Consider the following 19,052-nt stretch of genomic DNA (forward strand, 5'->3'; position numbering starts at 1 on the left):
GTCAGTTTGTCGCCCGGCGTTCCCACATTTGGGGCGACAGGCCCGAGGCTAAGGGCTGCAGCAGGAGAAGCGCGGCAGTGATCGAGCGGGCCCGGTGTCCGGGGCTGCAAAACATGTCGCAGGCAGTGCGTGGATTGGAGACAATCGGCAGGAGGCAGCGGTGGGTGCATCTGATCTGCTGGCGAATTCGGAACCGGTTCTGCAAGACTGGACGATGAAACGCAACTGTTCGATATCGCCGCGGCAGTTCGTGTATTTCTATGTGTCGCTTGCGTTGTTCTCGTTGGCCATTGCTTTCATGCTGGTACTGGTCGGCGCGTGGCTGGTGTTGCCGTTCACCGGCGTCGAATTGCTTGCGGTAGGCATTGCGTTTGCCATTTATGCGCGTCATGCGGTGGATTACGAGCGTATCCGGCTGTTTCCAAATCGGCTCGTCATCGAGCAGGTCAGCGCCGATCGGCTCACGCAGTTCGAATTCAATCCGCGCTGGGTGCGGATCGAGGCGGGCGCAACGCCGCGTGACCAGATCAAACTGGTCTCGCGCGGGCAGACGATCATGATCGGGCAACATCTCGCGCAGTATCGGCGCGCGCAGTTCGCAGGCGAACTGCGCATGTGGCTCGCACGTTGTTAGAACGTGCCGGGCACGCGCCGTTCACGGGGAGCGCGGGAGTGCCTGCCGGCGGGGTCGAGGGTTTGAATGGAAATTTTGGGTAAGGAAGCTATGAAAACAATCAAGCGAGCCCTCATGGGTGTGCTGGCGATGAGCGGACTGCTTTTCGCCGGCGCGGCCCTGGCAGTGGGCGATGTTCCGGGCGGCCCTGCCGTCAACGAGATCAATCTCCAGCCGCCTGCGACCAAAATCGCTGAGGAGCTTTTCAGCCTCCACATGTTCATGCTGGTTCTGTGCCTCGTCATCTTCGTCGGCGTGTTCGGCGTGATGTTCTATTCGATCTTCGCGCACCGCAAATCGAAAGGCCATAAGGCTTCCAATTTCCACGAAAGCACCACGGTCGAAATCATCTGGACGATCGTGCCGTTCATCATTGTCGTGCTGATGGCGCTGCCCGCCACCAGGACGGTGGTCGCAATGAAAGACACCACGAATGCCGACGTCACCATCAAGGTCACCGGCTATCAGTGGAAGTGGGGCTACGACTACGTGAAGGGCCCGGGCGAGGGCATCAACTTCCTGTCCACGCTGGCCACCCCGCGTGCCGAGACCGACGGTCGTGAACCGATTTCCACTACGTATCTGCAGGAAGTGGACAACCCGCTCGTTGTCCCCGTCAACAAGAAAATCCGCATCATTACCACCGCGAACGACGTGGTCCACTCCTGGTACGTGCCCGCCTTCGGCGTGAAGCAGGACGCGATTCCGGGTTTCGTGCGCGACACCTGGTTCAAGGCCGACAAGACCGGCACGTTCCGCGGCTTCTGTACTGAACTCTGCGGCAAGGAACACGCGTTCATGCCGGTCGTAGTCGAAGTGCTGTCGGCAGACGACTACGCGAAGTGGGTCGACGCGCAGAAGAAAAAAATGGCGGCGGGTCAGGACGATCCGAACAAGACGTACACCATGGCCGAACTGATGGACCGGGGCGGTAAGGTCTACGCTGCGAACTGCGCGGTCTGTCACCAGCCGACCGGTAAGGGCGCGGGCGCATTCCCGGCGCTCGACGGCAGCAAGATCGCCAACGGCGCGATCGCCGAACACGTGAGTCTCGTGCTGAAGGGCAAGAACGCCATGCCGTCGTGGGCGCCTACGTTGAACGACGTCGAGATTGCGTCGGTCATCACGTACGAACGTAATTCGTGGGGCAACCACACGGGTGACATGCTCCAGCCGAAGCAGGTGGCGGACGCCCGCAATGGCAAACTGCCGGAAGGCGGCAACCATCTGGCGGACGCAGGCGCGGCGGGTGCGGCGAGCGGCGCGGCGGCAGGCGGTGCCGAAGCGGCATCCGGCGCGGCGGCGGCTGCGGACGCATCCGGCGCGCAAGCGGCCGGGGCGGGGTCGGACAGCGCGGCGTCGCAGGCGGCTTTGCCGGCCAGCGTCTACTTCGACTCGGGCAAGAGCACGTTGCCGGCCGACGCGAAAGCGGCGGTCGAGGCGGCCGCGGCCTACGCGAAGGCGCACCCGGATGCACGATTCGCCGTGTCGGGCTTTACCGACGCCACCGGTTCCGCCGACCTCAACGCGAAGCTTGCGAAGAGCCGTGCAGAAGCCGTGCGCGACGCAATGAAAGCAGCCGGCATCGCCGAAGATCATATTATCTTGAAGAAGCCGGAAACGATCACGGGCAGCAGCGACGCGAAAGAAGCCCGGCGTGTTCAGATCAGTCCGGCTGCCTGACGTGTTCCTGGTCAGCACCGCAGTATTCGCATTAGGAGATTGTCATGTCTAGCATCGGACACGATGTAACAGCGGGCCACGAGCACGTACACGGCGACCACGCCCACGAAACGCCGCATGGCTGGCGTCGGTGGTTGTTCGCGACCAATCACAAGGACATCGGTACGCTGTACCTGATCTTCTCGTTCACCATGTTCCTCTCAGGGGGCGTGATGGCGCTGATGATCCGTGCTGAACTGTTCGAGCCGGGCCTGCAGATCATGCGTCCCGAATTCTTCAACCAGCTAACCACCATGCATGGGCTGATCATGGTGTTCGGCGCGATCATGCCGGCGTTCGTCGGCTTCGCGAACTGGATGGTGCCGCTGCAGATCGGCGCATCGGACATGGCCTTCGCGCGCATGAACAACTTCAGCTTCTGGCTGCTGCCGGTTGCCGCGGTGCTGCTCGTCGGTTCGTTCTTCGCACCCGGCGGCGCGACCGCCGCAGGCTGGACGCTGTACGCGCCGCTCTCCACGCAGATGGGCCCCGGCATGGACTTCGCGATTTTCGCGGTCCACCTGATGGGCGCGTCGTCGATCATGGGCGGGATCAACATTGTCGTGACGATCCTGAACATGCGCGCACCCGGACTCACGCTGATGAAAATGCCGATGTTCGTGTGGACGTGGCTGATTACCGCGTACCTGCTGATCGCCGTCATGCCGGTTCTGGCGGGCGCGATTACCATGGTCCTGTTCGATCGTCACTTCGGCACGTCGTTCTTCAACGCGGCAGGCGGCGGCGACCCGGTCATGTACCAGCACATCTTCTGGTTCTTCGGGCACCCCGAGGTGTACATCATGATCTTGCCGGCGTTCGGGATCGTGTCGCAGGTGATTCCGGCGTTCTCGCGCAAGCCGCTGTTCGGCTATAGCTCGATGGTGTACGCAACGTCGTCGATCGCGATCCTGTCGTTCATGGTGTGGGCGCACCACATGTTCGCGACCGGCATGCCGGTCACGGGCCAGCTGTTCTTCATGTACGCCACCATGCTGATCGCCGTGCCGACGGGCGTGAAGGTGTTCAACTGGGTCGCGACAATGTGGCGCGGTTCACTGAGCTTCGAAACGCCGATGCTGTTCGCAGTAGGCTTCCTGATCGTGTTCACGTTCGGTGGTCTGTCGGGGCTGATGCTGGCCATGGCGCCGCTCGATATCCAGTACCACGGCACTTATTTCGTGGTGGCGCACTTCCACTACGTCCTGGTGGCGGGTTCGCTGTTCGCGCTGTTCTCCGGCTGGTACTACTGGGCGCCGAAATGGACCGGCTGGATGTACAACGAAACGCGCGGCAAGATCCATTTCTGGGCGTCGCTGTTCTTCTTCAACCTCGCGTTCCTGCCGATGCACTTCGTCGGTCTCGCAGGTATGCCGCGTCGTTATGCTGACTACCCGGCGCAGTTCACCGACTGGAATCAGGTCATCTCGATCGGCGCGTTCGGCTTCGGTCTGGCCCAGGTGTACTTTCTGTTCGCGGTCGCACTGCCGGCTTATCGCGGCGGCGGCGAGCTCGAAAAGGCAAGCGACAAGCCGTGGGACGGCGCAACGGGCCTCGAATGGACCGTGCCGAGCCCGGCTCCGTTCCACACATTTGAAAACCCGCCGACCGTCGAATGACAGCGGTCAGCGAGTGAGCCGGTTCCGGTGCCGATCCGTCGACATGTTTGCAGAGCGTTCGAACTGTGCGGTCAGCAGCGGAACCGGGCAGCCGCCGCGGCGGCGAGCCCGGCGCGATGAAAGACCCAAAACTGGCACCCAGAAACTCGCATTCAGATATTCAGGCATGACGCGCAATCCACAGGAAAGACGGTCGCCGGAGCAGATTCGCGCGGGCAACAGGCGGATAGGGTTGGTGATGCTGGCTATCGCGGCGTTCTTTTTCGCGAGCGTCATCATCAAACAGGTCTGGTTTTCCTGATCGGGCGAACCAGGCTTGCTTGCAGGTTTGTTGAGGAACGAGATGTCGATGCAACCCCCGGCCCAGGCCGATCGCTCTTTTAACCGGTCCATGCTGATCAAGCTGTTCATCGTCGCGTTGATGATGTTCGGTTTCGGTTTTGCGCTGGTGCCGATGTATCGCGCGATCTGCCAGATCACCGGCATCAACAATCTCGTGCAGCGCGACGCCACGGCGCGCGAGGCGAAGAATACGCAGGTCGACACGAGCCGCACGATTTCGATCGAGTTCGATGCGAACGCGCGCGGCCCGCTGGGTTTCAAGCCGGAGCAACGGAGTCTGGACGTGCATCCGGGCGAGGTCACAACGGTGATGTACGAGGTCAGCAACGAACAGGCACGCACGATTCAGGCGCAAGCGATTCCGAGCTATGCGCCGAAGCAGGCCACTGAGTACTTCAAGAAAATCGAGTGTTTTTGCTTTACGCAGCAGACTTTGACGGCGAACCAGACGAGGCGGATGCCGGTGGTGTTCGTGGTCGATCCGAAGCTGCCGAAGGACGTGAAGACGATCACGCTGTCGTACACGTTCTTCGAACTGAACACGCCGGCGGCGGCGCAAGCCGGCGGCGCGGCACCCGCGGCGAACAATACGGCTGCGGCCACCCCCGCCAATCCCGCATGACGGTGCGAACCGAAGGCGAAGGAAGACAGGACAAGATGGGCGATAACGGCGGCACGCCGCGCAAGAGCAGTTTCGGTCAGTCGATGCGCGCTGTGTTCTGGTCGTTTTTTGGAGTTCGCAAGCGCCGCGATCTGGAGGCGGACGCCACGCAGCTCAATCCGCTGCATGTAATCGCAGCCGCGTTGATCTGTGCGGCAATCTTCATCGTGGCGCTGATTCTGATCGTGCGTGTGGTCGTCGGTTGATGCATCGGGCCAGGCAAGGCCCACGAATTAGAGAGACGCGGCGCGGTATCGACGCGCCGCCGAGACACAGCCGGAATTTCCGGAACAACTGGACTGAAGTGGAGAATCAAGAATGAGCGGTCAAAACGAGAGCCCGTACTACTTCGTACCGCATCCGTCGCGGCATCCGATCAGCGCCGCCCTTGGGTTGCTGGTCATGCTCGGATCGCTGGCGGCCTGGATTAACGAACATGACTGGGCGCCGGTCGGCGTCGTCGTCGGTCTGTTGTGGCTGCTCTTCACGCTATGGCACTGGTTTGGCGACGCAATCGCCGAGTCCGAAGGCGGCATGTACGGCAAGAACGTCGACAAGTCGTACCGCTGGAGCATGAGCTGGTTTATTTTCTCCGAGGTCATGTTCTTCGGCGCCTTCTTCGGCGCACTGTTCTACGCGCGTCAAATTGCCCTGCATGAACTCGGCAGCCTCGACTACAAACTGATCTGGCCGGACTTCTCGGCGGTGTGGCCGAACAATGGCCCAGCTGCACTGGTCTCCACCTTCAAGTCGATGCAGCCGTGGCCGGTGCCGACCATCAATACGGCGCTGCTGCTGTCGTCGGGCGCGACGCTCACCGTGTCGCACCACGCGCTGCGGGAGAATCATCGCCGCAAAGCGATCATCTGGCTGGCGGCAACGCTGGTGCTGGGCGTCTGCTTCCTGTTCCTGCAAGGGTTCGAGTACTTCCATGCGTACAACGAACTGAACCTCACGCTGTCTTCGGGCGTGTATGGGTCCACCTTCTTCCTGCTCACCGGATTTCACGGTTTTCACGTGTTTCTCGGCGGCACGATGCTCGCCGTGGTGCTGGTCCGCATGATTCGCGGACACTTCACGGCGGATCATCACTTCGCGTTTGAAGGCGCCGCGTGGTACTGGCACTTTGTCGACGTGGTATGGCTGGGTTTGTACGTCGTGGTGTACTGGCTGTAACGCAGTCTGGCCTGCACTCCCGGCAACGGATGCAACTGCAGGCTTCCCTCGCTAACGCTCGATGCGGGCGCAGCGCGAGGGCAGTAGACGGAACATGATGCAGCGCCGCCCTCGACCCTGTCAGGGCGGCGTTTTGTTTGGCGGCGGTCTTGCCTGGTGGAGAGGTTGTGCGGCGTCCGCGCCGCGTTGGCCGGCGAGAATGGCGGCTGAAAGAAGGACCAGGCTCAGCGTCCGTAAGGAATGCCGGTCGACTGGATCCAGCCCATCCAGTGAGCGAACAGGATGAACAGGAACAGCGAGATCGACAGGCCAACACGCGTGGCCAGCGACCAGACCATCCGCTTGGTTTTGCCTTTGTCATGCATCATGAAGTACAACGCCGACACCATGCTGGCGATGATCAGGACGAAGGCGATGGGAACGAGAATGTGCATGGAACCAACTGAAACCAGAAAGCGCAGCGGCAGGAAGTTCATTATCGCACCGCGCGCGGGGCTCTGCCGCAGGTTGCCGATGATGCCGAACGTGGCGGCAGGGCGTGCCCAATGAAGTTTCGCCTTGTTCCGGTATTGCTGATACTGCTGGTGGTTGCCGTGACGGTGCGGCTCGGATTCTGGCAACGCAGTCGCGCGCTTCAGAAGGAAGCACTCGAAGCACAGATCACCCAGTTCGAGCATGGGCCCGCGCAGACGGTCGGCGCTGTGCCGGTCCCGTTGAAGCAGATCGAGTTTCATCGCGTGAAGGCGCGCGGCAGCTTCGTCGCGGATAAGGTCGTGTATCTGGATAATCGTCCGTATAACGATCAGCCGGGCTTTTACGTCGTGATGCCTTTTAAACTCGCGAGCGGCGGTTATGTGCTGGTCAACCGCGGCTGGCTGCCGCGCAACATGAATAATCGCGAGACGATCGCGCCGTACACGACGCCGCAGGGCGAGATCGAAATCGAAGGCATTGCGCGCGCCGACGCGTCGCGCGCTTTCGAGTTGGGAAACGGCGGTTCGGCCGCGCATCAGCCGATCCGTCAGAATCTGGACACGGCGGCCTACGCTGCGGAAACCGGCTTGCCGTTACAGCCATTCGTGATCCAGCAACTGAGCGACGACGGCGACAAGCTCGTACGTGACTGGCCTGCGCCGACGAACGGCGTCGAACGCAATTATGGCTATATGCTCCAGTGGTGGGGCATGGCGCTCGCGGCGCTCGGCTTCGGCCTGTATGCCGCGCGCCGTGCGGCGAAGAAACAGCACGCGCCGGGCGTGTGATGCAGGCACGCGGCGTATGGCTTCAACCAGAGCCACGCGTCGCGCAATCATTGAAAGAGGTCCATGTAGTGTCGACGCAATCTCCCCGTTCGCCGCAAGCCGGCAAGCCCGCTGCGGCCGCTTCGCGCGCAGCGCCTGCATCGTCGAACGCAATGCCGGGCCAGCCCAATGGCAAAGGCTCGTGGCAGCGCGGCCGCTGGGTGCTGCTGCTGGTCGCGATCATCTGCGCGGCGCCGATTGCCGTGTCGTACTTCACGTATTACGTGATTAAGCCGACGGGCGGCACTACGAGCTATGGCTCGCTGGTCGAGCCGCAGCGGCCAATCCCCGAAGCGATCGTGGCGACGGGCGAAGACGGTAAGCCCGTGAAGCTCGCGTCGCTGCGCGGACACTGGCTGATGATTTCCGTCGACGGCAGCGCGTGCGATAAATCCTGCGCCACGAAGCTGTATTTCATGCGGCAAATCCGCGCAGCTCAGGGCCCGGAACGCGAGCGTGTCGTGGAAGTGTGGCTGCGCACCGATGCACACAACGTCCCCGACGTGATACAAAAGGCGTATCCCGACACCGACATGCTGATCGCCGATCCGGCGCAGGTGTCTGCATGGTTGCCCGTTGACGCCGGCACGAAAGTCACCGACCACATCTATCTGGTCGATCCAAACGGCAATCTGATGATGCGGTTTCCGAAAGACCCGAACCCGAGCAAGATCAAGGGTGACCTGACCAAGCTGCTGAAGTGGTCGCGCATCGGTTGATGCCGCAATCCAGGTAAAAGAGATGTTCGTACTGCAATTGGCCTTGATCGGCTTGTGTATCGCGTTGTTGCCGCTGTCCTACGTGTGGGTCAAGGCCGACGACAACAAATTCCGCAAGCTGGTCTGGCTCACCACCTTTCTCACGCTCGATCTGGTGATGTTCGGCGGCTTCACGCGCCTCACCGATTCGGGGCTCGGCTGTCCGGACTGGCCGGGCTGCTACGGCACGTCGTCGCCGTTCATTGCGCATGCCGCGATCGCCGCCGCCCATCAGGCCATGCCCACCGGCCCGGTCAGTATGACCAAGGCGTGGATCGAGATGATTCACCGTTACTTTGCGATGGCGATCGGCGTGCTGATCATCGCGCAGACCATCATTGCGTGGACGGCGCGCATCAGGCGCCGCCCGTTGCACGTGTCGCCGTGGTGGCCCACTTCGTTGCTGCTGCTGATTCTCGTGCAAGGCGCGTTCGGTGCGTGGACCGTCACGATGAAATTGCAGCCGGTCATCGTGACCACGCATTTGCTGCTCGGTCTTGCGCTGCTCGGCACGCTCGGCTGGCTGGCCGCGCGCCAGACGCCGTTGCCTGCGCATGAACCGGAGGCCGCGCACTGGCGCGCGGCAGCCATAGCGGGTCTGATCCTGCTGATCGCGCAGATCGCGCTGGGCGGTTGGGTCAGCACGAACTACGCGGTGCTGGCCTGTACGGACTTCCCGACCTGCAACGGCCAATGGATTCCGTCGATGGATTTCGCGCACGGCTTTCACCTGTGGCGCGCGCTTGGCATGACCGGCGACGGCGACATGATCACGCAGGACGCTCTTGTCGCCATTCACTGGACGCACCGCACTTTTGCGATCGTCGTGGTCGCCTATCTCGTATGGCTCGCGCTGAAACTGCGCCGCTTCGAGTCGCTGCGGCGGCCGGCGAACGGCGTGCTGCTGGTGGTGTTGATCCAGTTCGTGACCGGGCTGTCGAACATCGTTCTGCAATGGCCGTTGCCCATTGCTGTCGCGCATAACGGGGGAGCCGCGATCCTGCTGCTTCTGCTCGTTATGTTAAACTTTCGGATCGCTTATAGCCGTCCCGGCCGTGCTGCGCTTCCTGCGCGCGACGCCGCGCCAGCGTGACCCACATGGACAGCACAACACTCTCCCAAACGCCCGGTAGCCGGGTCTCCCAGTACATCGCCCTGACCAAGCCGCGCGTCACGCAACTCGCGGTCTTTTGCGCCGTCATCGGTATGTTTCTGTCAACGCCCGGCATGGTGCCCTGGACCGTTCTGATCGGCGGCACGGTCGGCATCTGGCTGCTGGCCGGTGCGGCCTTCGCGATCAATTGTCTCGTCGAGCAGAAGATCGACGCGAAAATGCGTCGCACGTCGTGGCGGCCGTCCGCTCGCGGCGAGATCACCACTTCGCAGATCCTGCTGTTCTCGGCGGTGCTGGGCGGCCTCGGCATGTGGACGCTTTACACCTATGCCAATCCGCTCACCATGTGGCTGACGCTCGCCACGTTCGTCGGTTACGCGGTCATCTATACGTTGCTGCTCAAGCCGGCCACGCCGCAAAACATCGTGATCGGCGGCGCGTCGGGCGCCATGCCGCCGGCGCTCGGCTGGGCCGCGGTCACAGGCCATGTTCCGGGCGACGCGTGGATTCTGGTACTGATCATTTTCGTGTGGACGCCGCCGCATTTCTGGGCGCTCGCACTTTATCGCCGCAAAGATTACGAAAACGCCGGCCTGCCTATGCTGCCGAACACGCACGGCGAGAAATACACGCGTCTGCATATTCTGCTGTACACCGTGATCCTGTTCGCCGTCACGATGATGCCGTTCATCTCCGGCATGAGCGGGGCCGTGTATCTCGTGGCCGCGGTGTTGCTCGGCGCGGTCTTCCTCGCTTATGCGTGGAAGATCTATCGCGAATACTCTGACGATCTCGCACGCAAAACCTTCCGCTATTCGATCGTCTATCTGTCGTTGCTGTTCGCCGCACTGCTGATCGACCACTATGCGCGCGTCGTGATCGGCGCGTAACACCATGCTGACAAACCGTTTCACGCGTTCGGCGCGTTCGGCACGTGCTCTCGTGCGTGCCGTTCTGATTTCCTGCGCGCTAGGCGGCGCGGTGTTGGCGGCGGGTTGCGGCAAGCAGCCGCCTGCTTTCACGAATCTCGACATTACCGGCAACACGCAATTCGCGAGCAACTTCTCGCTGCCCGACACGTCCGGCAAAATTCGCACAATGGCGGATTACAAGGGCAAAGTGGTGGTGCTGTTCTTCGGCTACACGCATTGTCCGGATGTGTGTCCGACCACAATGGCCGAACTGTCGCAAGCGCTGCAGCAACTCGGTCCCGAAGACGCGAAGCGCGTGCAGGTGCTGTTTGTCACCGTCGATCCGGATCGCGACACGCCCGCTCTGCTCGCGCAATACGTGCCGGCGTTCAACCCGAGTTTCGTCGGCTTGCGTCCTGCCAATCAGGCACAACTCACGCAGATCACCAAAGACTTCCGCGTGTATTACGCGAAGGTGCCAGGCAAGACGCCCGACAGCTACACGATGGACCACACGGCGGCGAGCTACGTGTTCGACACGGACGGCAAACTGCGTCTTTTCGCGCGAGACGGCCAGGGCGCAACGCCTTGGGTGCACGACATCAAGCTTCTGCTCGACTGATTCGCTCAAACGCGGCAACGTGCCGCCGGTCAGCCAAAGACCGGCAAATGGGTGCCGGGCGCAACGCGCGTTGCAGCGCGTGGCATACCCATATGCGATCGTGATATTTCCCATTGCGTTGCGCTTATGAGACCATTTGCGGTCCAGTTGGCGGCGCAGGCCATCAGCCAGACCGCCGCCGGCTTCAACCGAATCTGACATCGATCAGAGAGAACGCGAGAATCACATGCAGCGCAGAAACATCATCAAAGCCCTCTCCGCAGTCATCGCCGGTGCGGCGATTTTCAGTAGTGTCGGCGCGCACGCCGACGACAAGGTGATCAAGGTCGGCACGATCGGCGGCCCGGATGCGCAGATCTGGGAAGTCGTCACCAAAGTAGCGAAGCGTGAAGGCCTGAACGTGAAGGTCGTCGAATTCAATGATTACGTGCAGCCGAATGCCGCGCTCGATGCCGGCGATCTCGACGCCAACAGCTTCCAGCACCAACCCTATCTCGACAGTCAGATCCAGCAACGCGGCTACAAGATCGTGAGCGCCGGTCTCACCTACATTTCGCCGCTCGGCATCTATTCGAAGAAACTGAAGTCGTTGAAGGACTTGCCGCAAGGCGCCAAGGTCGCGGTGCCGAACGATCCATCGAATGAAAATCGCGCGTTGCTGTTGCTGCAGGCACAAGGCGTGATCAAGCTCAAAGCCGGCGCGGGCACGAAGGGCAATAACGCGACCGCGCTCGACGTGGCCGAGAATCCGAAAAAGATCAAACTGCTCGAACTGGACGCCGCGCAACTGCCGCGCTCATTGTCGGACGTCGACGCGGCCGCAATCAACACGAACTTTGCGCTCGCCGCCGGTCTGCAGCCGACCAAAGATGCGATCGCGCTGGAAGACATCCACAGCCCGTATGCGAATCTGATTGCCGTGCGCACGCAGGACAAAGACAAGCCGTGGGTCAAGAAACTCGTGGCCGCATACCAGTCGCAAGACGTGCGGCAGTTCATCAACACGCAGTTCAAGGGTTCGGTGGTGCCGTCGTTCTAAGCGGATCGCCCAGTCGGGCGTGAAGAACGCGGCTGAACAGCCAGGTATAGCTGGCCGCAGTCAGATCAGAAACGCCACGGCAAATCCGTGGCGTTTTTTTTGCCCGTTGTCCGTCGCCCGTCGCCCGTCGCCCGTCGCCCGTCGCCCGTCGCGTGCTGTAGCGTGACTTTCTAAAGATTCAGTTCCCAACGCTCGATCGTCAGATCCTTGCCGAAGCGTCGCTCCGGTGACGCCGCAACAACCTTGAAGCCGGTGCGCTCGCACAGTTGACGCGGCTCGATCAGGCTGCTCGCCGTGGTCAGCGTGAGTTTGGTGTAGCCCGCACGGCGAGCGAAACGCAGGCACGCGTTGATGAGCTGTGTACCAATACCGAGCCGCTGCATGTCCGGTTCGACCCACAGCAGACGCACACCGGCGACCGTCGTCGAAACACTGACGAGACACACGGAGCCAACCACCAGTCCGTTCTGATCGGCGACCCAGCACATTTCGCGCACCGGATCACTGCGCTGCGTGTAGTCGGCGACCACCCTGGCAAGCAGCCCTTCGAACGATTGATCCCAGCCGTGCTGTGAGCGAAACCATTGCGCCTGCCGATGCACGAGCCAACCACATTCGCCGGACTGAGGCTGCCGCAACACGACGAGTTCGTGCGACGGCTCTGCACCGAGAAGCCGTTCGATGGTCTTCATCGCGGTGATCAGTTGTTCCTGAGCAAGCGGATTGAGTCCGGCGAGGAGCGATGAGACCTCTTTGATGGCGGCGGTGTCGAGCGGCGCGTAGGCGGCGTGGCCGGATTCGGTAAGCGAGATCAGCGACTGACGCGCGTCGAATTCCGACGGACGCCGGGTGATCAGACTGCGCCGTTCGAAGTTGGTGAGCAGGCGGCTGAGATAGCCGCTATCGAGTGCCAGTGATCGCCCAAGCACAGAAGCCGTCTGCGCCCGCCCACGGGAGAGCTCGTGCAGCACACGCACTTCAGTCAACGAGAACTCGCTCTTCGCCAGATGCTCGTGCAAAGCACCAATATGCTGAGTGTAGAAGCGGTTGAAATGGCGGACGGCCTGAGCGCGTCGTAGCGCCTCGGAATCTGTCAAATGCGGCTCCCCCGGAATTGTTATGGCTTGGGTACACAGCACTATATTGGAACCGCGGTGATTAAAAAAGGCACGCAAGCGCTGCGCAGCCTCCACTGGTATTAAAGAGGTCTTCGCAATGACTGCGCTTCTCGTTTTGCGCAGCGAAAAAATGCGTTTCCGTGCGGGCCGGTACGGTGTGTACGGGTAAATCCTGGTCAACCAAAACCCCCTGCCGGGCGCCCGAATAATCGCAGGAACGCCCGTCCAGCAAGGATTTGAGCCCCATCATACCAACATGAGACCACTAGATTGACTGGTATTATGTTGGTTATATAATGGGCTCTCATTTCGTTGCGCCGCTTTTCTTCTGTCGACCGCCGGAGCCCCATGGAAACTCGCTGGTCCGCCCTTATGCCTGACGCTCGCAACGTCACGCCGCTCTATTTGCAGCTCGCGCGCAATCTTGCGACGGCAATCCATTGCGGCGTGTGGTCAGCGGGTGAGGCGCTGCCGTCGGAGCGTACGTTGTCGGACGCCATCGGCGTCTCGCGCATTACGGCGCGCAAGGCGATCGAGCTACTGGTCGAGCAGGGGCTGATCCGGCGGGCGCGCGGCGCGGGCAGCTTCATTACGCCGCGCGTTGAGGATCCGCTTTCCCGCCTCACCGGCTTCACGAAAAAGATGCAGCAGCGCGGCTTCCGGCCGGACTCAGTGTGGCTCGAGCGCGATATCCGCGCCGCCAATCGCGACGAACTGGTGCATCTCGGGCTGTCGCCCGGCGCCGTGGTAGCGAGTCTGCGGCGGCTGCGCCGTGCGGACGGCATCGTGATGGCGGTGGAGCATTCGGCGCTGCCGGTCGCGATCGTGCCGGATCCGCAGGCGATCGGCGTATCTCTTTACAGTTATCTGGAACAGCGCGGTGCAGCCGTGGTGCGCGCGCTGCAACACTTTCGGGCGGTGAACGCGTCGAGCGAAATCGCGTCGTTGATGGATATCGAACCCCGCTCGGCGCTGCTGGTCATTACGCGTATTGGCTACAGCGCGGACCAGCGCGCAATCGAATTGACTGACACCTATTGCCGCGACGACTACTACGACTTCGTCGCCGAACTGCGCACCTGAAGCGACACCTCTGAACCTGGCGCCCGGGCTGCGCGCCTGAATGGCAAGCGGACCCGGCCATGACGCCTGCCGCCCGAGCGGCGCCAGCCAACCCGATTCAGTCACATCACGTATCACGCCTCATCAGAGAGACACATGCTGACCGGAAACATACTCACTACCGACGGTTGGATTCACGGCACGCTCGAATACGAAAACGGCCGTATCACGTCGCTGACGGGCGAGCCCGTCGATCCGTCCAGGAACGACGCGCCGTACATCCTGCCTGGCTTCATCGATCTTCACGTGCATGGCGGCGGTGGTTCCGACGTGATGGAAGGCGGCAACGCCATCGAGGCCATCACGCGCACGCATGCGCGCCACGGCACCACGAGCCTGCTCGCCACCACGATGACTGCGCCGCGCGACGAACTGATGAGCGTCGTGGCGGGCCTCGGCGACAACGCGCGGGTTCGCACGCCGGGCGGCTCGCGCGTGCTCGGCGTCCATCTGGAAGGGCCGTACATCAACCCCGGTAAGCTCGGCGCGCAGCCGGACGCGGCCGTCTCCGCGGTGATGGACGAAGTGCTGAAGTACCTGTCGATCGCACCGATTCGCGTGGTCACGCTGGCGCCGGAAATCGCAGGGCACATGGAGATCATCTCCGAAATGGCGGCGCGCGGCGTGCGCGTGCAACTCGGCCATTCGCTCGGAACTTACGACGACGCAGTCGCCGCGCTCAAACATGGCGCGTGTGGCTTCACGCATCTGTTCAACGCAATGTCGCCGCTGCATCACCGCAATCCTGGCCTCGTCGGCGCGGCGCTCGCGCACGCTGAATTCGCCGAGATCATTCCCGATCTGCTGCACGTCCATCCGGGCGCGATTCGCGCTGCGTTGCGCGCGATTCCGCGTCTGTACGTGGTGACGGACAGCACGTCGGCCACCGGCATGCCCGACGGTGAATACCGTCTCGGCAGCCAGCACGTGACCAAGTGCCTCGGCGGCGTGCGCCTTGCCGACGGCACGCTCGCCGGCAGCACCCTGACGATGGATCAGGCGCTGCGCAATCTCGTGTCGATCGGTCTGCCGATCGACGACGTATCACACCGTTTGTCGCGCTACGCCGCCGACTATCTCGGCATCGAAGACCGCGGCCGCATCGCGCGCGGTGCGTGGGCCGACGTTGTCGTGTTCGATCGTGAACTGGCGTTGACCGCGACTTACGTCGAAGGAGAAGCAATTGTCGAATATGCTTAAAGAGGCGCTGGCGTCCGCTGAAACGGTCGCCGCGCAACTCTCGGACACCTCGCGCGTCGAGGCGCTCGCAGCCAGGCTCGCGCAGCAGCCGCGCCACGTGGCGCTGACAGTCGCACGCGGCAGCTCGGACCATGCGGCAAGCTATTTCGCCAGCCTGACGATGAGCCGCCTGGGTGTTCCCGTCGCGTCGCTGCCGATGTCCGTCGCCACGCTCCAGCAGGCGCCGTTGCAGGTGCGCGATCAGCTCGCGCTCGCGTTTTCGCAGTCGGGCAAGAGCCCGGATCTGGTCGGCACGATGGAGGCGTTGCGCAGAGCCGGCGCGCTGACCGTCGCCGCCGTCAATGCGCCGGGCTCGCCGCTCGCCGACGCCTGCGAATTCCATCTGCCGCTCGTTGCCGGACCTGAGCTGAGCGTCGCGGCGACAAAAAGCTATATCGCGATGCTGTCGATCGCCGCGCAACTGGTCGCGCATTGGCAGAAAGACGCCGAACTGCTCGCCGCGCTGACTACGCTGCCTGAGGCGCTGCAAGCCGCGGGCAAGCTGGACTGGTCGACGGCTGTCGAAGAACTGCGCGGCGTGGAACGCATGATCGTGATTGGCCGCGGTTTGGGCCTCGCGATCGCGCAGGAAGCCGCTCTCAAGCTGAAAGAAACGTCCGGCATCCAGGCCGAAGCGTTTTCGAGCGCGGAAGTGCGGCACGGTCCGATGGAACTGATCGACCGCGATTACCCGTTGCTGGTGTTCGCACCGCGCGGCCCGGAGCAGGCCGGCCTGCTGCAACTCGCCCGCGACATGCAGGCGCGTGGCGCGCGCGTGCTGCTCGCCGCGCCCGCCGACGTGCCCGAAGCGACGCTGCCGCTCGCCACTACCGCCCACGCGGCGCTCGATCCGATCGCCGCAATCCTGTCCTTTTACGTGATGGCCGCCGGCCTTGCCGCCGCGCGCGGGCGCAATCCTGACGCGCCGCGCCATCTCAACAAAGTCACCGAAACTCACTGACGAGACATCAGATGCGACGTGTCGAGGAGTCCCGCTTGAAGAGCCATTCTGAAGGCCACATTGTTTTGCTCGCGCCGATGACCGGTCCGGTCGTGCCGCTCGCCAACGTGCCCGACCCTGTGTTTTCGGGTGGCATGTTCGGCGACGGCATAGGCGTCGATCCGCTCGAAGGCCGCCTCGTCGCGCCGTGCGACGGAATCGTCACGCATCTCGCGCGCACCGGCCACGCGGTCACGATTGCGACCGGGGAAGGCGCAGAAATTCTGCTGCATATCGGTATCGACACAGTCGGACTGAACGGCAAGGGTTTCGCGCCGATGGTCGAGCAGGGCGCCCGGGTGCGTGCCGGCGACATCCTGATCGAGTTCGACCAGGACCAGATCGCGCTGAATGCGCCAAGCCTCGTGTCGGTGATCGCAATCGCGAATTCGGACGCTTTCGAGATCATTGAGCGCGTGCAGGGCGGCGTGCTGAAGGCGGGTGAAACGCCCATGCTGATCCTCCGCGCGCGTGACGGCGCGGCAGCCAAGGCGTCGCGCGAGGCGAGCGCGACCAACGTGACGGAGGAGGCCCGTGCCAACGTGACGCTGATTCACGCCGGCGGCTTGCATGCGCGTCCGGCGGCACGGGCTCGTGAAGCGGCGCGCAGCTTCGACGCGCGCGTCGAAGTGCGCTACGAAGGACGCAAGGCGGCGATCGAAAGCGTAGTCGGTCTGCTCGGACTGGGCGCTGGGCAAGGCGCGACTGTCGAGCTGCTCGGCGTGGGTCCGCAAGCGCGCGCCGCGGTCGATGCGATCGCGCACGAACTCACGCGTGAAGCGCACGGCGAAGTGGAAGAGAAGCCGGCGCGCACGCCGTCACCTGCGCCGCAAGCGGCGGCGCGTCCGTCCGGCGAAACGCTTGCACCGAATACGCTCGCGGGCGTGTGCGCGGCGCCGGGCGTCGCGCTCGGCAAGCTGGTGCGCTGGGACGACGCCGATATCGATCCGCCCGAGCAGGCAACCGGTACGTCGGCAGCGGAAAGCCGTTTGCTCGACCGGGCGATTGCCACTGTCGACGCGGATCTCGGCACCACGGTGCGCGATGCGTCGCAACGCGGCGCGGTTGGCGAGGCGGGCATTTTCGCGGTGCATCGCGTGCTGCTGGAAGACCCGACGCTGCTCGATGCCGCGCGCGATCTGATCAGCCTCGGCAAGAGCGCCGGCTTTGCGTGGCGCGAAGCGATCCGCGCACAGATCGCGATCCTCGCCCGGATCGAAGATGCGCTGCTCGCGGAGCGGGCGGCGGACCTGCGCGACATTGAAAAACGCGTGCTGCGCGCGCTTGGTTACACGAACGCGGCGGCGCGCACGCTGCCCGATGAAGCGGTACTGGCGGCCGACGAGTTCACGCCCTCCGACCTTTCGTCGCTCGACCGGTCGCGCGTGACTGCATTGGTGATGGCACGCGGCGGCGCGACCTCGCATGCGGCGATTCTCGCGCGCCAGGCGGGCATTCCGGCACTGGTCGCCGTGGGCGATGCGTTGCACGCGATTCCGCCAGGCTCGCAAGTGGTAGTGAACGCCACGGCCGGGCGTCTCGAATTCGCGCCGACCGAACTCGATGTGGAACGCGCGCGCGCTGAACGCTCGCGCCTTGCGGACGTGCGCGAAGCGAATCGCCGCACCTCGCAGCAGGCAGCGCTCACGTCGGATGGGCGCGCGATCGAAGTGGCCGCGAACATCGCCACGCTCGACGATGCGAAGGCCGCTGTCGCAAACGGCGCCGACGCGGTCGGTCTGTTACGCACCGAGCTGCTGTTCATTCACCGTGCGGCGGCGCCGACCACCGACGAGCATCGCCAGAGTTATCAGGGCATCGTGGATGCACTGAGCGGCCGTACCGCGATTATCCGCACGCTGGATGTCGGCGCGGACAAGGAAGTCGATTATCTGACGCTGCCGCCCGAGCCGAACCCCGCGCTCGGCCTGCGCGGCATTCGCCTCGCGCAGGTGCGTCCCGATCTGCTCGACGATCAGTTGCGCGGGCTGCTGGCCGTGCAGCCGCTCGGCGCAGTGCGCATCTTGCTGCCGATGGTGACCGATGTCGGCGAACTGATCCGGATTCGCGCGCGCATCGATCAATTCGCGCGCGAAATGGGCCGCACGGAACCGATCGAAGTCGGCGTGATGATCGAAGTGCCGTCGGCGGCGCTGCTCGCCGATCAGTTGTCGAAGCACGCGGATTTCCTGTCGATCGGCACCAACGATCTGACGCAGTACACGCTTGCGATGGACCGCTGTCAGGCGGACCTCGCCGCGCAGGCGGACGGTCTGCATCCAGCTGTGTTGCGCCTGATTTCGGCGACCGTGCAAGGCGCTGACAGGCACGGCAAATGGGTCGGCGTCTGCGGCGCGCTGGCGGGCGATCCGCTCGCGGTGCCGCTGCTCGTCGGTCTCGGCGTGACCGAGCTGTCGGTTGACCCGGTTTCCGTGCCGGGCATCAAGGCACGTGTGCGCAATCTCGATTATCAGCTGTGCCGCCAGCGCGCCCAGGATGCCCTGGCGCTCGAATCGGCACAGGCGGTAAGAGCAGCAAGTCGCGAAACCTGGCCTTTGGACTGAAGTCCGCACGGTCGGCTGCCAGCTTCGCTTACCAGACGCTCATGGCGACAAAACCTAACGACGGCGGTCGG

At 63.1% G+C, this 19,052-nt stretch carries 19 protein-coding genes; 17 read left to right on the plus strand and 2 right to left on the minus strand.

Annotated elements, in window-relative coordinates; all coding sequences use genetic code 11:
- The first annotated feature begins 160 nt into the window (after window positions 1-160).
- The 7 genes from AAGS40_RS01490 to AAGS40_RS01520 all read left to right on the plus strand — a co-directional run bounded on the left by AAGS40_RS01490 (window position 161) and on the right by AAGS40_RS01520 (window position 6,193).
- Window positions 161-634: a DUF2244 domain-containing protein gene (locus AAGS40_RS01490; RefSeq protein ID WP_345812751.1), complete on the plus strand. Its 474-nt coding sequence runs from the start codon at window positions 161-163 to the stop codon at window positions 632-634.
- Window positions 635-700: 66 nt separating this feature from the next.
- Window positions 701-2,356, plus strand: coding sequence for a cytochrome c oxidase subunit II (coxB, locus tag AAGS40_RS01495; protein ID WP_345812752.1), 1,656 nt, complete (start codon window positions 701-703; stop codon window positions 2,354-2,356).
- A 44-nt stretch (window positions 2,357-2,400) separates the two neighbouring features.
- Complete coding sequence (gene ctaD, locus AAGS40_RS01500) at window positions 2,401-4,014, plus strand: cytochrome c oxidase subunit I (protein ID WP_345812753.1); 1,614 nt, start codon at window positions 2,401-2,403, stop codon at window positions 4,012-4,014.
- A gap of 166 nt (window positions 4,015-4,180) precedes the next feature.
- Entirely contained in the window at window positions 4,181-4,315 is a 135-nt protein-coding gene (locus tag AAGS40_RS01505) for a cytochrome oxidase small assembly protein (RefSeq protein ID WP_345812754.1), read from the plus strand.
- 42 nt (window positions 4,316-4,357) lie between these two features.
- Complete coding sequence (locus tag AAGS40_RS01510) at window positions 4,358-4,978, plus strand: cytochrome c oxidase assembly protein (protein WP_345812755.1); 621 nt, start codon at window positions 4,358-4,360, stop codon at window positions 4,976-4,978.
- Between the two features lie 35 nt (window positions 4,979-5,013).
- The gene (locus AAGS40_RS01515; RefSeq protein ID WP_345814456.1) at window positions 5,014-5,223 is read left to right on the plus strand and encodes a DUF2970 domain-containing protein; all 210 of its coding nucleotides are present in this window, start codon (window positions 5,014-5,016) and stop codon (window positions 5,221-5,223) included.
- 112 nt (window positions 5,224-5,335) lie between these two features.
- The gene (locus tag AAGS40_RS01520; protein ID WP_345812756.1) at window positions 5,336-6,193 is read left to right on the plus strand and encodes a cytochrome c oxidase subunit 3; all 858 of its coding nucleotides are present in this window, start codon (window positions 5,336-5,338) and stop codon (window positions 6,191-6,193) included.
- A gap of 224 nt (window positions 6,194-6,417) precedes the next feature.
- Here AAGS40_RS01520 and AAGS40_RS01525 read toward each other — a convergent pair whose 3' ends face one another.
- Window positions 6,418-6,627 (minus strand): twin transmembrane helix small protein, encoded by a 210-nt coding sequence (locus tag AAGS40_RS01525; RefSeq protein WP_007179452.1) that lies wholly within the window; start codon window positions 6,625-6,627, stop codon window positions 6,418-6,420.
- A 111-nt stretch (window positions 6,628-6,738) separates the two neighbouring features.
- On the opposite strand from AAGS40_RS01525, the gene AAGS40_RS01530 reads away from it, so the two are divergent.
- The 6 genes from AAGS40_RS01530 (at window position 6,739) to AAGS40_RS01555 (ending at window position 11,938) form a co-directional block, all read left to right on the plus strand.
- Window positions 6,739-7,455, plus strand: coding sequence for an SURF1 family protein (locus AAGS40_RS01530; protein WP_345812757.1), 717 nt, complete (start codon window positions 6,739-6,741; stop codon window positions 7,453-7,455).
- 68 nt (window positions 7,456-7,523) lie between these two features.
- A complete protein-coding gene (locus AAGS40_RS01535) occupies window positions 7,524-8,213 on the plus strand; it encodes a cytochrome C oxidase subunit I (protein ID WP_345812758.1) in 690 nt (229 codons plus the stop codon).
- Window positions 8,214-8,235: 22 nt separating this feature from the next.
- Window positions 8,236-9,345, plus strand: coding sequence for a COX15/CtaA family protein (locus AAGS40_RS01540; protein ID WP_345812759.1), 1,110 nt, complete (start codon window positions 8,236-8,238; stop codon window positions 9,343-9,345).
- Window positions 9,346-9,350: 5 nt separating this feature from the next.
- Window positions 9,351-10,256 (plus strand): heme o synthase, encoded by a 906-nt coding sequence (cyoE, locus tag AAGS40_RS01545; protein ID WP_345812760.1) that lies wholly within the window; start codon window positions 9,351-9,353, stop codon window positions 10,254-10,256.
- A gap of 4 nt (window positions 10,257-10,260) precedes the next feature.
- Window positions 10,261-10,899, plus strand: coding sequence for an SCO family protein (locus AAGS40_RS01550; protein WP_345812761.1), 639 nt, complete (start codon window positions 10,261-10,263; stop codon window positions 10,897-10,899).
- Between the two features lie 226 nt (window positions 10,900-11,125).
- A complete protein-coding gene (locus AAGS40_RS01555; protein WP_345812762.1) occupies window positions 11,126-11,938 on the plus strand; it encodes a MetQ/NlpA family ABC transporter substrate-binding protein in 813 nt (270 codons plus the stop codon).
- Between the two features lie 170 nt (window positions 11,939-12,108).
- On the opposite strand, the gene AAGS40_RS01560 is transcribed toward AAGS40_RS01555, so the two are convergent.
- Window positions 12,109-13,035, minus strand: a complete 927-nt coding sequence (locus tag AAGS40_RS01560; RefSeq protein WP_345812763.1) for a bifunctional helix-turn-helix transcriptional regulator/GNAT family N-acetyltransferase — start codon at window positions 13,033-13,035, stop codon at window positions 12,109-12,111.
- A gap of 369 nt (window positions 13,036-13,404) precedes the next feature.
- Between AAGS40_RS01560 and AAGS40_RS01565 the strand changes: the two genes are divergently transcribed.
- From AAGS40_RS01565 to ptsP, 4 genes are all read left to right on the plus strand, one after another.
- The gene (locus tag AAGS40_RS01565) at window positions 13,405-14,139 is read left to right on the plus strand and encodes a GntR family transcriptional regulator (RefSeq protein ID WP_345812764.1); all 735 of its coding nucleotides are present in this window, start codon (window positions 13,405-13,407) and stop codon (window positions 14,137-14,139) included.
- A 135-nt stretch (window positions 14,140-14,274) separates the two neighbouring features.
- Window positions 14,275-15,378 (plus strand): N-acetylglucosamine-6-phosphate deacetylase, encoded by a 1,104-nt coding sequence (nagA, locus tag AAGS40_RS01570; protein WP_345812765.1) that lies wholly within the window; start codon window positions 14,275-14,277, stop codon window positions 15,376-15,378.
- Window positions 15,371-16,378 (plus strand): SIS domain-containing protein, encoded by a 1,008-nt coding sequence (locus tag AAGS40_RS01575; protein ID WP_345814461.1) that lies wholly within the window; start codon window positions 15,371-15,373, stop codon window positions 16,376-16,378. Before nagA ends, AAGS40_RS01575 begins: the two co-directional genes overlap by 8 nt.
- Before the next feature lie 11 nt (window positions 16,379-16,389).
- On the plus strand, window positions 16,390-18,981 hold the full coding sequence (ptsP, locus tag AAGS40_RS01580; protein ID WP_345812766.1) for a phosphoenolpyruvate--protein phosphotransferase: 2,592 nt from the start codon (window positions 16,390-16,392) through the stop codon (window positions 18,979-18,981).
- The last annotated feature ends 71 nt before the right edge of the window (window positions 18,982-19,052 follow it).

It is taken from the genome of Paraburkholderia sp. PREW-6R (genome assembly GCF_039621805.1).
Classification (GTDB): domain Bacteria; phylum Pseudomonadota; class Gammaproteobacteria; order Burkholderiales; family Burkholderiaceae; genus Paraburkholderia.

Excerpts from the sequence above, each read along its gene's own strand:
- coxB (WP_345812752.1), top strand. The coding sequence starts at position 701 with ATGGAAATTTTGGGTAAGGAAGCTATGAAAACAATCAAGCGAGCCCTC.
- ctaD (WP_345812753.1), top strand. The coding sequence starts at position 2,401 with ATGTCTAGCATCGGACACGATGTAACAGCGGGCCACGAGCACGTACAC.
- AAGS40_RS01505 (WP_345812754.1), top strand. The coding sequence starts at position 4,181 with ATGACGCGCAATCCACAGGAAAGACGGTCGCCGGAGCAGATTCGCGCG.
- AAGS40_RS01510 (WP_345812755.1), top strand. The coding sequence starts at position 4,358 with ATGTCGATGCAACCCCCGGCCCAGGCCGATCGCTCTTTTAACCGGTCC.
- AAGS40_RS01515 (WP_345814456.1), top strand. The coding sequence starts at position 5,014 with ATGGGCGATAACGGCGGCACGCCGCGCAAGAGCAGTTTCGGTCAGTCG.
- AAGS40_RS01520 (WP_345812756.1), top strand. The coding sequence starts at position 5,336 with ATGAGCGGTCAAAACGAGAGCCCGTACTACTTCGTACCGCATCCGTCG.
- AAGS40_RS01525 (WP_007179452.1), bottom strand. The coding sequence starts at position 6,627 with ATGCACATTCTCGTTCCCATCGCCTTCGTCCTGATCATCGCCAGCATG.
- AAGS40_RS01530 (WP_345812757.1), top strand. The coding sequence starts at position 6,739 with ATGAAGTTTCGCCTTGTTCCGGTATTGCTGATACTGCTGGTGGTTGCC.
- AAGS40_RS01540 (WP_345812759.1), top strand. The coding sequence starts at position 8,236 with ATGTTCGTACTGCAATTGGCCTTGATCGGCTTGTGTATCGCGTTGTTG.
- cyoE (WP_345812760.1), top strand. The coding sequence starts at position 9,351 with ATGGACAGCACAACACTCTCCCAAACGCCCGGTAGCCGGGTCTCCCAG.
- AAGS40_RS01550 (WP_345812761.1), top strand. The coding sequence starts at position 10,261 with ATGCTGACAAACCGTTTCACGCGTTCGGCGCGTTCGGCACGTGCTCTC.
- AAGS40_RS01555 (WP_345812762.1), top strand. The coding sequence starts at position 11,126 with ATGCAGCGCAGAAACATCATCAAAGCCCTCTCCGCAGTCATCGCCGGT.
- AAGS40_RS01565 (WP_345812764.1), top strand. The coding sequence starts at position 13,405 with ATGGAAACTCGCTGGTCCGCCCTTATGCCTGACGCTCGCAACGTCACG.
- nagA (WP_345812765.1), top strand. The coding sequence starts at position 14,275 with ATGCTGACCGGAAACATACTCACTACCGACGGTTGGATTCACGGCACG.
- AAGS40_RS01575 (WP_345814461.1), top strand. The coding sequence starts at position 15,371 with ATGCTTAAAGAGGCGCTGGCGTCCGCTGAAACGGTCGCCGCGCAACTC.
- ptsP (WP_345812766.1), top strand. The coding sequence starts at position 16,390 with ATGCGACGTGTCGAGGAGTCCCGCTTGAAGAGCCATTCTGAAGGCCAC.